Annotated in this window: 12 protein-coding genes; 4 read left to right on the top strand and 8 right to left on the bottom strand. The window is 61.2% G+C overall.

All coding sequences use genetic code 11. From position 1 onward, the window contains the following. Nucleotides 1-64 precede the first annotated feature (64 nt). The 6 genes from AAEO81_RS07840 to AAEO81_RS07815 form a co-directional block, all read right to left on the bottom strand. Nucleotides 65-1,606 carry an AMP-binding protein gene (locus AAEO81_RS07840; RefSeq protein WP_341962708.1) on the bottom strand — a complete coding sequence of 514 codons (1,542 nt, stop codon included), beginning with the start codon at nucleotides 1,604-1,606 and terminating at the stop codon, nucleotides 65-67. Between the two features lie 2 nt (nucleotides 1,607-1,608). After that, complete coding sequence (locus AAEO81_RS07835) at nucleotides 1,609-3,312, bottom strand: ABC transporter permease subunit (protein WP_341962706.1); 1,704 nt, start codon at nucleotides 3,310-3,312, stop codon at nucleotides 1,609-1,611. Next, the gene (locus AAEO81_RS07830; protein WP_341962704.1) at nucleotides 3,309-4,376 is read right to left on the bottom strand and encodes an ABC transporter ATP-binding protein; all 1,068 of its coding nucleotides are present in this window, start codon (nucleotides 4,374-4,376) and stop codon (nucleotides 3,309-3,311) included. The genes AAEO81_RS07835 and AAEO81_RS07830 overlap by 4 nt, the downstream gene beginning before the upstream one ends. Before the next feature lie 10 nt (nucleotides 4,377-4,386). Next, entirely contained in the window at nucleotides 4,387-5,451 is a 1,065-nt protein-coding gene (locus AAEO81_RS07825; RefSeq protein WP_341962702.1) for an ABC transporter substrate-binding protein, read from the bottom strand. A gap of 154 nt (nucleotides 5,452-5,605) precedes the next feature. Then, entirely contained in the window at nucleotides 5,606-6,370 is a 765-nt protein-coding gene (locus AAEO81_RS07820; RefSeq protein WP_341962699.1) for an enoyl-CoA hydratase/isomerase family protein, read from the bottom strand. A 412-nt stretch (nucleotides 6,371-6,782) separates the two neighbouring features. Continuing rightward, nucleotides 6,783-7,679, bottom strand: coding sequence for a LysR family transcriptional regulator (locus AAEO81_RS07815; protein ID WP_341962697.1), 897 nt, complete (start codon nucleotides 7,677-7,679; stop codon nucleotides 6,783-6,785). A 152-nt stretch (nucleotides 7,680-7,831) separates the two neighbouring features. Here AAEO81_RS07815 and AAEO81_RS07810 point away from each other — a divergent pair, with 152 nt between their 5' ends. Next, complete coding sequence (locus AAEO81_RS07810; RefSeq protein ID WP_166596297.1) at nucleotides 7,832-8,485, top strand: hydrolase; 654 nt, start codon at nucleotides 7,832-7,834, stop codon at nucleotides 8,483-8,485. A 128-nt stretch (nucleotides 8,486-8,613) separates the two neighbouring features. Here AAEO81_RS07810 and AAEO81_RS07805 read toward each other — a convergent pair whose 3' ends face one another. Next, entirely contained in the window at nucleotides 8,614-8,769 is a 156-nt protein-coding gene (locus AAEO81_RS07805; RefSeq protein ID WP_166596296.1) for a hypothetical protein, read from the bottom strand. Between the two features lie 140 nt (nucleotides 8,770-8,909). Beyond that, nucleotides 8,910-9,737 (bottom strand): hypothetical protein, encoded by an 828-nt coding sequence (locus AAEO81_RS07800; RefSeq protein WP_341962694.1) that lies wholly within the window; start codon nucleotides 9,735-9,737, stop codon nucleotides 8,910-8,912. A 359-nt stretch (nucleotides 9,738-10,096) separates the two neighbouring features. Between AAEO81_RS07800 and AAEO81_RS07795 the strand changes: the two genes are divergently transcribed. From AAEO81_RS07795 to AAEO81_RS07785, 3 genes are all read left to right on the top strand, one after another. After that, nucleotides 10,097-10,732, top strand: a complete 636-nt coding sequence (locus tag AAEO81_RS07795) for a LysE family translocator (RefSeq protein WP_341962693.1) — start codon at nucleotides 10,097-10,099, stop codon at nucleotides 10,730-10,732. Nucleotides 10,733-10,771: 39 nt separating this feature from the next. Further along, on the top strand, nucleotides 10,772-11,695 hold the full coding sequence (locus tag AAEO81_RS07790) for a DNA-3-methyladenine glycosylase (protein ID WP_341962691.1): 924 nt from the start codon (nucleotides 10,772-10,774) through the stop codon (nucleotides 11,693-11,695). 100 nt (nucleotides 11,696-11,795) lie between these two features. Then, a complete protein-coding gene (locus AAEO81_RS07785) occupies nucleotides 11,796-14,267 on the top strand; it encodes a PAS domain-containing protein (protein ID WP_341962689.1) in 2,472 nt (823 codons plus the stop codon). Nucleotides 14,268-14,298 lie beyond the last annotated feature (31 nt).

The raw sequence follows: 14,298 nt of genomic DNA, 5'->3' as shown, positions 1-14,298 counted from the left end.
AACGAAGCGCTGGCCGCAACGAGGGAAGTGATCGCCGCCTGATCACTTCCCGCGGAGAAACGCACTACGCTCGTCGATCCCAAACCCCGTCGAGGTTCCGGTCCAGCAGGTGTTTTTTGATCCGCTCACTGGGCGTCAGCTCAAAGTGGTCAATGGCCTTGTAGTAGCGGGGTTGCTGATAGGTTGCCAGCCGCTCGTCCACCCACCCCGCCAGACTCGCCATGTCCGGCAGCGCGCCTTCTTCGAATTGCACGTAGAGCAGGATTTCCTGTTCACCGACCTCCGAATTCACGCCGACGGCAGCGCACGCTCGGATGGACGGGTGAGCGCTGAACACGCGCTCGACTTCCCAGGCGGACACGTTTTCTCCCCTGACCCGCATGCTGTCGGTTTGACGCCCGACAAAAAACAGATCGCCATCGGCATCGAAGCGGGCCATGTCGCCGGTGTACAGCCGTCCGTCACGCAGGGCACTTGCGGTCGCACGCGGGTTATCCAGATAGCCGGGGAGAAAGACCCCTTCAACCGGGCTCGACAACACCATCTCGCCTAAGGCCCCGACCGGAACAGGCTGACCCTCTGCATCCAGCAGTTCGACGCGTAACCACGGGAGCGCCTTGCCAACCGATCCCGGCTTGTTGGTGGCGTTGAGCGTGGCGAAACTGGAGCATTCGGTCATTCCGTAGCACTCGCGCAGCGGGCAATTGAAGCGCTCGGCGATGGCCGCCCAGTTCCCTCGGCTGACACCGGCGCCCCACAAGGTTCGCAGGCTGTGCCTGACAGGCCAACGGCTGGCGTCCTGCTGCATGAGAATGTCGAGAATGCCCCCGAGATAGTGCAGTTGTGTCGCCTGCGTCTCGATGCATTGAGCCCAGAATCGGCTGGCGGAAAAGCGCTGCACGACGCTCAACCGGACGTCGGCCAGAAACGGCAACAGCAACATCTGAGCCCCGCCGATGTGGCACAGCGGTTCCCACAACAACAGGCGATCACCGTCCTGCACATCGGCCACCTTCAACACCGCTTCGCTGGCGATGCGCATCATCCGGTGGGTGAACAACACGCCCTTTGGCGCGCCGGTGGTGCCCGAGGTGTAGATCAAGCACAGCGGTGCATCGGTGGCGCTGGGCGTCAACGTCAGCGTTGCCACAGGCCAAGCGTGCGCCGCGTCATGCAGGGCATCGATCGAGCAATACCGCAGCGCGCCCGCCGCGCCTTTGCGCAACAACGGTTCGAATTCGGCATCCCCCACCACCAGATCCGGCCGGGCATGTTCGAACGGATAATCCAGGCCGGGGCCGCGCAGTTTGGTGTTGATCGGAATCCAGACCAGCCCGGACAGGATCAGCGCATAAATCAGCACAATCTGCTCGTCGCTGTTGGTCAGCATCACCGCGACCCGTTGACCGGGCTCGAGGCCCATATCGGCCAATACGGCCTGCAGCGAAGCCACCCGCTGCCGCAACGAGGCCGTGGTCAGCGACCGGCCTTCGAACGCCAGGCGTACACCTGAATCGTCTGCCAGCAGGCCGGCATGAATCAAAGGGGCGGTATCCAACTGATCACCGGGGATTCGATGGGGGAAGAACTCGGCATATGGATGCATCTTCAAAGCCCTTTGCGTTTCGAGATGGAGCGTCGCGACACCCATTGGGCGACCACGGCGAAAAAGACGATAAACACCAGCAACGTCGTCGAAGCGGCCGCGAGGGTGGGGGTCAGCGCCAACTGAATGCTGTCCCACATCTGTTTGGGCAGGGTCGTGTTGATTCCCCCGCTCACGAAGATGGCCACTGTCAGGTCGTCGAACGAGGTGATGAACGCCAGCAGGAACGCCGACACGAGGCTGGCCGACATCAAGGGCAAGGTGACGGTGCGCAACCGTGTGAAGGTGCTCGCCCCCAGCATCCGCGCGGCATCGTCGAGGCGCCAGTCGTACTGCTTGAAGGCCGCAGACAACGTCACGATCACATAGGGCAGCGCCAGCACCGTATGCCCCAGCACCAGACCCAGGTCCTTGCCCGCCAGGCCCATGCGCGAAAACAGATAAAGCAAGCCAAGGGCGATGACGATGCGCGGCACGATCAAGGGCGCGATGAACAGCACGAACAGCACCTTGCGCCACCCCGGTGAAAGGCGTGTCAGCGCCATGGTCCCACCGAAGCCCAGCACCAGCGCGAGCAGCGCCGTGGCGATCCCGACTCCGAATGAGCGCAACAACGCGGCCTGCCAGACGGGCGAAGTGAAGAACTCCGCGAACCATTTGAAGCTGCCCATTTTGGGCGGGAAAGCAATGAACGGGCTGCTGGTGAACGCCAGCGGGACCACGATCAGTACCGGGAGAATCAGCAGCATGACCAGCAGGACGCTATAGCCTGTCAGCAGTTTGCTGTCGCCTCCCCGCGCACGCTCATTGCCGAACCGCGCAGCGAGATGCCCCAGCCAGATCAGCACTTGCAGGCCGCGCCCGGAACGCTTGCCTTCTGGCGCTTCGCCCCCGAGTGAAGACAACCCGGCGACGCGGTCGTAGATCAGGAATACCACCAGCGAACACGCCAACAACACCACCGAAAGCGCACCTGCGAAACGCATGTCGAACAGGTCCAGTACAGAAGAGATGACCAACTGCGCCACCATCATTTCCCGTGGCGAGCCCAACAAGGCCGGCACGATGAAAAAGCCGAGACTGGTGATGAACACCAACAATGCAGCCGCCGCGATGCCGGGGGCCGACAGCGGCAGGAAGATGCTGAAAAAACCCATGGCACGACTGGCGCCCAGCGTCTGTGCGGCAGGCGTCAAACGCTGATCGATGCTGCGCATGATCGGCAACAGGGTAATCACCGCCAGTGGCAACATGGAATGCACCATGCCGATCAAGACCCCGGACAGCGCGGGGACGAGTCCTGACGGGTTGTCGATGACCGAGGCCGCCAGCGTGGTGACCAGCCCCTTGCGAGACAACAGCAGCATCCAGGCGTAGGTCTTGACCAGATAACTGGTCCAGAACGGCAGCATGATCCAGAGCATCCAGCGCTCACGCCCATAAGGCGAAAGACGGGTCAGAAGGTAAGCGATGGGATACGCCATCACTACCGCAACCAGCGCCGTCAACGCTGAGATCCAGAACGTGATGCCCAGCACGCGACCATAAATGGGTGTGGAGGCAATGCGCTGAAAGTTTTCCAGACTCGCATCACCGTTTGCGTTCTGGAAGCTCCCCATCAGCATGTCGCCCACGGGCAGCAGGAAAAAAAGACACAGAAATAACAGAGCCGGAATGGCGGGCCAGATACCGCGCCGCAGGTTCATGACCGTGCCTCGGCGGCCAGCAACGTCGCTCGGTCCGCGTCCCAGGTGATTCCCACCTGATTCCCCACCAACGGCTTGACCTGGCGAGCGCAGCGCACACTGAACCGGGCGCCGGAGGGCAGTCGAATCAAGGCCCGTGTGTCGCTGCCCAGAAACACGCATTCGTCCACATAACCCACCAGCAAACCCTGAGCGGGTTCGGTCAGGCGCGCGGACTCAGGTCGGACCAGAACGAAGGCGTCATCGGCAACCGACTGCGCGATCTCTTGCCCCACACAACCACTGAGGTCGACCAAGCGGCCTTCAATGGCGAACTGTTGGCTGTTTTCGCGACGCACTTTCAGCACGTTGGAATGGCCAATGAACTCGGCGGCGAAACGGGTCGCCGGGCGATCATAAAGCTCTTGCGGCGTTGCGAGCTGTTCGATGCGGGCGCGATTCATCAGGCAAATACGATCGGAAAGGGTCAACGCCTCTTCCTGGTCGTGGGTGACATAAATGAAGGTCGCGCCGAGCTCTTTGTGCATGTGGCGAATTTCGAGCTGCATGTGTTCGCGCAGGTTCTTGTCCAGTGCGCCGAGCGGTTCATCCAGCAGAATCACTGAAGGCCGATACGCAAAACAGCGAGCCAGGGCGATTCGCTGCTGCTGCCCCCCCGACAGCTCGTTGGGGTATCGGTGGGCGAAATCCTGCATGCGCACCATGGCCAGCGCATCGTCCACGGCCGTCTTGGTCTCGGCTTTGCCCATCCGCCGCATGCGCAACCCATAGGCGACGTTGTCCCACACGCTCATGTGTGGAAACAGCGCATAGCTCTGGAACACCAGCCCCATGCCGCGCTTGCCCGGCGCCGTATGCGTGGCGTCTTTGCCATCGATCAGCAGTTGGCCGCTGGTGGGCAGGACCAACCCGGAAATCATCTGCAGCAAGGTGGTCTTGCCAGAGCCGGAAGGCCCCAGCAGCGTCAGGAACTCACCCTCCTTGACCTGAATGTCGGTCGGTTGCAATGCCACGAACTGGCCGTAGGTTTTGCCCAGACTGCGGGCTTCTAGTTTGACGGTCATGCGGCCACTCCTACGACAAGATCCAGGCGTTGAAACGTTCAGTCACCTGCGTGCGGTTTTCTGCCCACCAGCTCGGGCTGGGCAGGCGCATGTTCTTGAGGTTTTGCGCGGCGGTCGGCAGAAAAGCGGCACGCTCGGGAGGGATCGAATCGAAGGCTTTGCGGTTGGTAGGGCCATAGGCCAGGGTGTCGGTGAAGTCGGCCTGTCGCTTGGCATCCGCGCAGAAGCGCACGAACTCCTTGGCCATCTCCGCACGGGGCGTGCCTTTGGGGATCGCCCAGCCTTCGATGGAATACAGGCCCTGATTCCAGATCACTTGAACAGGTGCGCCGTTTTCAATTGCCGCTTGCGCGCGGCCGTTCCAGGTGGAAATCATGTCGACTTCCCCGCTCTGGATGGCCTGCATCGCCTGTGCACCGGACGTCCACCACAGGTCGATGTGCGGCTTGATCTTGTCCAGGCTTTTGAATGCGCGATCCACGTCCAGCGGATACAGCTCGTCCAGCCCGACCCCGTCGGCCAGCAGCGCCTGCTCAAGGGTGTCCAGAGGGCTGCGACGCAAGCAGCGACGGCCCGGGAATTTCTCCACATTCCAGAAATCGGCCCAGGATTGAGGCCGCTTGCCTTCGGCCAGCGTGTCAGTGCGAAAGGCCAGCACGGTGGAGTAGACGTCCAGACCGAGAAAATTCGGGGTGATGGCCTCGGGGATGATGTCCGGGTAGTCCTTGGCGTCCAGCCCGATGGGTTCGAGGAAACCTTCGGTTTCCAGGTAAGGAATATCGGCCGAAATGGTCAGGATCGTGGCGTCCCACACGTAGTTGCGGGTTTTGACCATCGCCGCGAACTGCGCGACAGGCTGCGACTCCCGAGCCACACTGACCACCTTGATGCCCGTGGCTTTTTCGAAGGGATCGTAAAACGCCTTGCGGTACGCAATGGTGTAAGGACCGCCCGGATCGGAGACCACGATGCGTTTGTCCTGTGCGCGAACGACACTCGGCAAACCCAGCGCCAGCGCAAGGGTGGCACCGGCTTTGAGAACCTGACGACGATTTGGGGTAACTGGACTGCTCATGACTGACTCCTACGGCACGAATTATTCGTTTTTGTAGATGGACGTCGGCAGGGCAAAGGTCAAGCAGTTGGTTAGAGAGGTACTTTGCTCCTGTCATCCATGGTGCGGTGAAGCCCGGCGCCAACCCATCGATTGGCGGCCGGTCAAGCAGGGGTCACTTCTTGTTGGCGCGTGCGCTGAAAAACGCTTCCATCATGCGTGCTGGCTCGCCGGAGTCGTAGGCTTCTTTCTGCAGACGACGACCCGCTTCGATACAGCTCTTGAAACCTTCCTCACTCATTTCACGGAAACGCTGCTTGTCCAGGCGCATCGCAACCGGTGGCTTGGCCGCCAACTCCTGTGCGATCTCCATGGCCTTTTCGAACACCTGTGCAGCGGGCACCAGATGATGAATCAGGCCGATGCGATGACACTCCTCGGCGTTCATCAAACGACCGGTCAAGACCAGTTCGATGGTGCGGGACATACCTAGCATGCTGTTCATGATCCAGGGGCCAGTGGTGCTTGGGATGCCGGAGTTGATTTCAGGCTGTCCCATGCGCACATCCGGGTGTCCGACTCGGATATCGCCAAGCAGCGCGACCTGAAACGCCGAACCGGCCGCTGTCCCGTTGAGCGCAATGACCAGCGGCTTCGAAAGCCCGCGCAGTGTCGCGTAGTAATGCTCCCACTCGCCGACCCACTCCACTGCACGGTCACCACTGAAATCATGGGCTTCGGACAAGTCCTGGCCGGCGGAAAACGCCCGGTCCCCTGCCCCGGTCATGATCAGTGCCTTGATCGCCGGATCAGCTTCGTACTGTTTCAACGCCGCGATGATTTCGTTACGCATAGGCGTGGTCCATGCGTTGAGCACGGCTGGCCTGTTCAGTGTGATAACCGCGACAGCACCTTGGATCTCAAGCAGAATGTCTGACATGTTTATCTCTATGCGATAGTTAATGTTTTAATACAATAATTAACTATTAAAAAATGCGCAACGCCCGGAAACGTTTTGTCGAATTCGTTCGAGGCCAGCGCCCGGTTCACGCTTTGAGATCAATCGAACGGACGCGCACGACTTTCCGGCAAGACAGTGCTCAAGCTGAGGTGGGAGGAGGAATGCAGAGGTGTCGTGTGGAGACGCTATGGCAGTAGGGAGAGGGCCGGTGTTCGGGTGTTTGTGCAGCGCAGGCCTTCGCGACAGCGCAGATGTCTGTCAACACCATAGGGCTGTGCGGGCCGTGTTCGCCCGATGGGATTGGGTGTTGGCAACGACGGCCAACGAGGTGTGGGATGTGCTTCGGCTGCGTCGAGTTTGCATGCCGAAGCGCCCGGCGTGTCCTAAAACATCAGGGCGCCACAGTGCCCGCAAAGTGCGGCGACGTGCCGAAGTATTCGATCAGCAGCTCGGTAAGAATGCGGATTTTCTGCGCAGGGTGCTGACCCGGCGGACGGACCATGTACGCGCCCGCTGGCGGAGGCGGGAAACGGGTCATGATCGGCACCAATGCGCCGGACATCACGCTGTCATAGGTCAGGCAATCGGGCAGGTAGGCGATCCCCACGCCTGCGACCGCCGCCGCCACCAGCGCCACACCGTTGTCCGCTTTGAACCGTCCTTGCGGGCGAACGGTGACGACTTTATCGCCGTCCATGAAGTGCCAGGTTTCAGTGCCGGTCATCAGGGCCTGGTGATTGATGAGTTGGTCTGGCGTTTCGGGAGCGCCGTGGGCCTGGACGTAACCCGGACTCGCCAGCAGCTTGGCGTTGATCGGGCCGATGCCCCGAGCGATCAAGCTGGAATCCGGCAGGTAGCCGACGCGGATCGCGCAGTCGTAGCCCTCGGCGATGAGGTCGACGAACCGGTCGCTGTAGCAGGTCTGGATATGCAGCTGCGGGTGGCGCCGCGCCATTTCCGCCAGCACCGGCGCGAAATGGGTGGGGCCAAAGGAGAGCGGCGCCGCGACGCGCAACCGGCCACGCAGGTCGCCGGCAGGCAGGAGCGCCTCTCGGGCCACATCCATTTCTGCACACACCCTTGCGGCATGTTCACGAAAGGTGGCCCCCGCTTCGGTGAGCACGGCGCCTCGGGTGGAGCGCGTCAGCAATTGCACCCCCAGCTCCGTTTCCAACCGCATCAAGCGGCGACTGACGATGGACTTGGAGACGCCCAGCCGAATCGCCGCTGGCGAAACGCCCCCCGCATCGGCGATTTCCACAAAAGTTTGAAGTTCCTCGATATCCACTTCAGCGTTCCTCTTTCTGCGACACAGCTAATCACCAGACGCGACTACCGGTTCAGGTATTGGAACAGCACAGTACAGCTCCCTGAACAGCGTCGCCACAAGCACGCGTTGACGGGGGATTGATCCCGCTTATAAAGACAAAGGATGCTGCAATGACTTTTCGTAACGGTCTCGCTTCACTTCTCCGTCCGGAAGATTCGGTACTGGTGCTGATCGACCATCAGCCGTACCAACTTACCAATCTCAACAGCCACGAGCCGCAAATGGTGGTCAATAACGCGACCGCACTCGCGAAAGCCGCCAAAGCCTTCGATGTGCCGACCATTCTGACCAGCGTCATCGCTGAGCGTGGCGGCTACATCTTCCCGCAAATCACCGACGTGTTCCCCGGCCAGGAAGTCATCGACCGGACCTTCATTAACACGTGGGAAGACCCGAAAGTGGTGGACGCGGTCAAAGCCACTGGCCGCAAGCAATTGATCATCGCGGGGCTGTGGACTGAAATCTGCGTGGCCATGCCGGTGATTCAGGCGCTCGGCGAAGGCTGGGACGTGACGGTGGTCACGGACGCGTCAGGCGCTGTTTCCGTCGAGGCGCATCAGGTCGCCATTCAACGCATGATCGCGGCGGGTGCGAACATGATGACGTGGCTGGCGGTGGCAGCGGAGTGGCAAAGGGATTGGGCACGGCTTGAAACCGCCGCAGCCCTGACGGGTGTGCTGCAGCAACACGCGGCGGGCAGCGGCATCGCGTACTTGTGGGAGCAGCAATTGCTCAACACCCCCGTCCCGACTTCCGCAGGCTAAATCGATCCGGGATGAAGGGCGAGGGGACGAAAGCCTGGCCAACGGGTTTTCGTGACCAAACCTTCATCCCTTCTCTGAGACGTCTGATCGGCAGGCTGTCATCGCGACGAAGCGATCTGATGCCTTGATCAGTAAACCGGTATGACGTGAGGCGCTTCGATTCTGGCTTTGAGCCGGTCAACGAACGATTGCGCCTCTTCCATGCTGCGGAACTTCACGGCGTAATCGTTGAGCATCACCAGCCAGTCCGGACCACACACAGCCTTTTTGATCGCAATAACCATGCACAGATCTCCTCTAGGTCGTTCATCAGCCCTCGAAGAAAACCGGACAACGCAACGAAGGTCAGTAAGGGGCAGCTGAGTATGGATGCTCTGTTTCGTTGCGCCAGTGAACGTTGGATGAATTCGACAGATGACCGGGCCTACCGAGACCAGCGGTTTGTCAGGTCGATGCGCATGTCGCGCTCCAGTCTGGCGCTTCCGGGGGCATGGGTGATCCGCACATGAAGCGCGTCGGGTTCGACCGTTTCAATGACACCGCCCAGGATGCCCTCGCCGAACCCGATCGGATCGCCCGTTTTCACCGTCTCGAAAACCGAGGACGACGTGCAACCAATCGTGGCGGGCGTCTTGATGCTCCCTGATCGGTCCAGCACCGCAGGCCGTCCGCTGTGAACGTCCCGGGTCAGCGTTAGCAGGTCGCCTTCCTTCAGTTTGATGCGCTGTCTGGACTTGCGAGTGACATCCGTAACGCGCACCGATTTCTTGCGGCCGTCACGTTTCTTCAGGTTCAGCGTCACGCCGGGCACCACGTAGGCGGTTTTTTCCAGCGCCGCCCAGCAGCCGGTCTCGGTCACCTCGGTAATGCGCATCCGCCGCTTTGACTCCCGCGCATCGCTGAACCCAATGACGTCGCCCGCCACCAGCTTCGACAGCCATTTGCGGGGCAGCTGGATCGCCTTGATCCCGGCAATCACCGCGTGCTCACCGGCGTGCAGCCACACGCGAGCGGGCATGACCACACGGCCAAACACATCCCGCGTCGGCCGAATGCGCAGAACAGCGGGCGGCGGATCAATCGCGCCGGTTCGCAACGTCGGCCCTGGCAGGTCCACAACCACGGTTCCATGCTTGATCATCCGAGAGCCGCGCTCAGGGAGCTGTCCCTTGAACACAGGCTGAACCTGATCATGCGATGAGTGCTCACGCCTGTCGTCGAAAGTGAAGTCGGCAGACTGAATGGCGGTCATGGTTGGGTGGTCATCTGTTGAGGCGCAGAAAACGCAGTGCGAGAAATACGGCAAACGGCAGGACGGATGGCTGATTTATCCACGTTTTTGTCTCAGCACGATGGGAGCGTCCACCGTAATCGGCGCAGGTGACAATTTTCTTACCAGTGCCCGTAAGGGAGCTCGATAGCTCGCCGATTTAGACCAATGGCTGCCTCTCGTTCAAACACGGCGCGCACCCGCCTCGGAATACAGGGCGACGCGTGGCCTCCTCACATTTGTATCTGTTCGCGCCCACCCGCCTCGGGCACTCTAGAAGCCGTCGCTTTTGTTTGCCCGATACTCACAGCCCGGGCCGCCCACAACGTAAAGGAGTACGCATGTCACCCGACGTTCATCACTTCCTGCTGGTGTTCACCGCCTACATCGTCGGCGCTGCCAGCCCCGGACCGAGCAACATGCGCATCATGGGTGTCGCCATGCACCAAGGCAGGCGATCAGCACTGGCGCTCGCGGCTGGCGTGATCAGCGGGTCGTTTTTCTGGGGAACGATGGCGGCCACCGGGATTTCCGCCTTGCTGACCCAATACGCTCAAGCGCTCGTGCTGCTCAAAGTGGCAGGTGGGGCTTACCTGCTGTTTCTGGCGATCAAGGCGGCTCGATCCGCGCTGACCTCCGATGAGCGTTTCGCCCGGGTAGCAACAGCGAGTCCTTCCCTTCCTCCGTCGAAGCTTTACCAGCGCGGACTGCTCATGCACATCACCAACCCGAAAGCGCTGCTGGGTTGGGTGGCGACGATGACACTGGGCTTGGGGCCAGACGCATCGTCGACAACGGTCGCTATTATCCTCGCCGGTTGCGCGGTGCTGAGCGTCACCATTTTCTGCGGCTATGCCATCGCGTTTTCCACCGGCCCCATGGTTCGCGGCTATCGCAAGGCTCGCCGATGGATCGAAGGTACACTCGCCTTTGTGTATGGCGCGGCGGGGATGAAGCTGCTGTTTTCTCGCGTTTGAGGTCGTGCACTCCGACCCTTTCCCCCACAAGAGCATGTGATGAAGATCGTCGTTGGCATCCTTACTGATGAGCTTGAGCTCGCCTTCAGACCGCCCTTCGACTGGACGCGGATGCTTCGCTTTTTTTCCGGTCGAGCCACAGGCGGGGTGGAAACCGTTCAGGACGACATTTATTACCGGACCCTCGACATTGCCGGGGATACCGGCCTGCTGAGCGTGCGTCGCGACCCGCACCGCAACGTTCTGATCGTACGCATCGATGGCGAAGCCAGCCGCCACTTGGGCACGCTGACGCCACGCCTCTCCCGTCTGTTCGACTTGCACGCAGAGCCGGACGCCATCCGCGAGGGCTTGAGCCAGGACCCGTGGCTCGCCACGCTGCTTGAGGCTGCGCCGGGTTTGCGAGTGCCTGGCGCCTGGTCCGGATTCGAATTGGTGGTGCGCACCATCGTTGGCCAGCAGGTCAGCGTGAAGGCCGCGACAACCATTGTCGGACGACTGGTCGAGCGAGCCGGAACCACCGCAAGCGGGCCCGTTCACCCTCATACGCCTTGGCATTTCCCCACTCCGCGTGCGCTGGCCGAGGTGAATATGGACAAGATCGGCATGCCCACCAAGCGAGTGGCAACGCTGCAGAACTTCGCCCGGGTGGTGGCCGACGGCGAACTCGACATCGACAACGACGAACCGGATGTCGAGACGCTGCGCAAACAACTGCTCGACTTGCCGGGCATTGGGCCCTGGACGGTTGAGTACGTTGCCATGCGCGCCTGGCGGGATGCAGACGCATGGCCAGCGACTGACCTGGTATTGATGCAAGCCATCACTCGCCGACTGCCGGAGTTGATCCGTAAATCCGATCAACTGAAACACTCCCACGGCTGGCGTCCCTGGCGGGCTTACGTGGCCATGCACGTGTGGAATGAAATCGCCGATCAGGCAGGCATGGCCAAGGGTGGCTAAGCAACCCTTAGGAAGGACAGCACGGCAGCCCTCAGTGACGTAGAATCTTCCCGGACATCTGATATCCAAGACGTTAACCCCACGCCGCGAGCGCTAGACCGTGTCTGACCAACCTGACTCAAAGCCCTCCATCGACCTGAGCCTTCAGGGAGGCACTTACTCGCCTTTTGCGCTGATCGAGCGTGAGCGCAAGGTCCTGGGCCAGATCGCGTCAGGTATCCCGCTCGCCGACGTGCTGAGCAACCTCCTGCTGGCGGTTGAGTCACAGAGCACCGGCATGATGGCATCAGTGCTGTTTCTCAGTGAAGATGGCCAGTACATGCTGCACGGCGCGGCGCCAAGCCTGCCGACCACGTACAACGAAGCGATTCACGGCATTGCCATCGGCGAAGGGATCGGTTCCTGCGGGACTGCCGCAGCACGGGGCACGCCGGTGTATGTCGATGACATCGCCACCAGCCCCCTGTGGGAAGGCTACGCCGACATCGCGGTCTCCCACGGTTTGCGGGCCTGCTGGTCAATGCCCATCAAAGCGGCAGACGGCGTCGTGTTGGGTACGTTTGCGGTCTATTACGCCGAGCCGCGCTCACCGACCCCTAGCGACATCGCGGCCATTTCGGTCATCGCCCAAACGGCGGCGCTGGCCATCGAGCGGCATCGCGCGGATCAACGACTGCGGCTCAGCCAGGACGAACTGCGTGACCTCAATTCCCAGTTGGAAACCAAGGTTAACGAGCGCGTTACCGAACGCAGCCGCACCTGGCTGCTCAGCCCTGACCTGCTGTCCGTGATCAACGCACAGGGCATGATCGAGGCGTCGAACCCCGCGTGGACCATTGCGCTGGGGTGGTCGCCTGAAGAACTGAAGACGGCTTTTCTGTCATTCGTACACCCGGACGATCTCGGCGCCAGCCAAGCGGTTTTTACGCAAGCGATCAAAGGCCGCCCTGTCTCACGCTTTCAAAACCGCTATCGGCACCGCGACGGCAGTTACCGTTGGGTCGCGTGGGTCGCCGTGCTGGAAGACGGGAAAATTTATTGCAGCGGTCGCGACATCACGACAGAAAAGGACCAGGCCGCCAACCTCGCGATGCGGACACGGGAACGCGACCGGGCGTGGGGGTTGTCACAAGAATTGCTGGTCATCGCATCGCCCAACGGCATGCTCGACGAAGTCAACGCACGCTGGACCGAACAACTCGGCTGGTCAGAGCGGGAGCTGGTCGGCACCACGTTCTCCGACTACACCCACCCCGAAGATCTCCTGGCGGCGTTTGCGGCGTTCACCGGGATTTTCGACAAGCCGCTGATCACGCCGTACGAATTCCGATTGCGACACAAGGACGGCACCTACAAGTGGTTCAGCTGGACAGGGACCTTTCAGGACGGTCGCGTCTACGCGGCTGGGCGACACGTGACCACCGAAAAAGAACAGGCAGAAGCGCTACGCCAGTCGCAGAAAATGGAAGCCGTCGGGCAGCTGACAGGCGGCGTGGCCCATGACTTCAACAACCTGCTGACGGTCATCCGCTCGTCCACTGACCTGCTCATGCGACCGTCGCTTACCGATGAACGAAGAGTGCGCTACGTGACGGCCATTTCGGAAACCGTCGACCGTGCGGCGAAACTGACTGGGCAACTCCTCGCGTTCGCACGTCGGCAAGCGCTCCAGCCCGAAGTGTTCAGTGCGTGTGACAACGTCCGGGCGATCTCGGCCATGATGGACACGCTCACGGGCGCTCGCATCGATACGCTCATCGAACTCACCGATGCGCCCTGTTTCGTGGATGCCGACCCCAGCCAATTCGACACCGCGCTGGTCAACATGGTCGCCAACGCACGGGATGCCATGCAGGGTGAAGGCAAGCTCTCCATCGCCGTGCGCGCCGTTGAATCCATGCCTGCCATCCGGCTTCATCCCGCGTCCAACCAGCCTTTCGTCGCCGTGTCCATCACTGACACCGGCTCCGGCATCCCCGCGACTCAGCTGGAACAGATCTTCGAGCCGTTCTACACCACCAAAGGCGTGGGTGAAGGCACGGGGTTGGGACTCAGTCAAGTGTTCGGGTTCGCCAAACAGTCCGGCGGCGAAATAGCAGTCGTCAGCGAACTGGGCAAAGGCACGACGTTCACCCTCTACCTGCCCCGCGTCGACGCGCAGGATCGAAACGCCGAGCAAGCGCTGCCCCATGCAGCACTCGAAGACGGGCACGGCACTCGCGTTCTCGTGGTGGAGGACAACGTTGATGTCGGCACCTTTGCGGTCCAGGCCTTATCGGAGCTGGGCTACGTCCCGACGCTGGCTCGCAGTGCTCAAGAAGCGCTGGCGGCATTGCAAGCGGCTCCCGATGCGTTCGATGTCGTGTTTTCTGATGTCGTGATGCCGGGGATGACCGGCATGGAACTGGCCCATCAACTGCGGGAGCAATTCCCGGATGTTCCCGTTGTACTGACTTCCGGCTATAGCCACGTCCTGGCGCAGAATGGGTCGGCGGGTTTTGAACTGCTGCACAAACCGTACTCAATCGATCAGTTGTCACGCGTGCTCTTGAAGGTGTCGGCCAGAAGCTGAGCAGCGCGCAGACTGAAGAACGTTGGGCTCG

The organism is Pseudomonas sp. RC10, from assembly GCF_038397775.1.
GTDB classification, from domain to species: Bacteria; Pseudomonadota; Gammaproteobacteria; order Pseudomonadales; family Pseudomonadaceae; genus Aquipseudomonas; species Aquipseudomonas bambusae.
The sequence above is the reverse complement of the archived record's forward strand: the minus strand, read 5'-3'. Positions and strand labels throughout refer to the sequence as shown.

Bases quoted from the DNA above. Each gene is read 5' to 3' on its own strand.
- AAEO81_RS07840 (WP_341962708.1), bottom strand. From the start codon at position 1,606: ATGCATCCATATGCCGAGTTCTTCCCCCATCGAATCCCCGGTGATCAG.
- AAEO81_RS07835 (WP_341962706.1), bottom strand. From the start codon at position 3,312: ATGAACCTGCGGCGCGGTATCTGGCCCGCCATTCCGGCTCTGTTATTT.
- AAEO81_RS07830 (WP_341962704.1), bottom strand. From the start codon at position 4,376: ATGACCGTCAAACTAGAAGCCCGCAGTCTGGGCAAAACCTACGGCCAG.
- AAEO81_RS07825 (WP_341962702.1), bottom strand. From the start codon at position 5,451: ATGAGCAGTCCAGTTACCCCAAATCGTCGTCAGGTTCTCAAAGCCGGT.
- AAEO81_RS07820 (WP_341962699.1), bottom strand. From the start codon at position 6,370: ATGTCAGACATTCTGCTTGAGATCCAAGGTGCTGTCGCGGTTATCACA.
- AAEO81_RS07810 (WP_166596297.1), top strand. From the start codon at position 7,832: ATGACTTTTCGTAACGGTCTCGCTTCACTTCTCCGTCCGGAAGATTCG.
- AAEO81_RS07805 (WP_166596296.1), bottom strand. From the start codon at position 8,769: ATGGTTATTGCGATCAAAAAGGCTGTGTGTGGTCCGGACTGGCTGGTG.
- AAEO81_RS07800 (WP_341962694.1), bottom strand. From the start codon at position 9,737: ATGACCGCCATTCAGTCTGCCGACTTCACTTTCGACGACAGGCGTGAG.
- AAEO81_RS07795 (WP_341962693.1), top strand. From the start codon at position 10,097: ATGTCACCCGACGTTCATCACTTCCTGCTGGTGTTCACCGCCTACATC.
- AAEO81_RS07790 (WP_341962691.1), top strand. From the start codon at position 10,772: ATGAAGATCGTCGTTGGCATCCTTACTGATGAGCTTGAGCTCGCCTTC.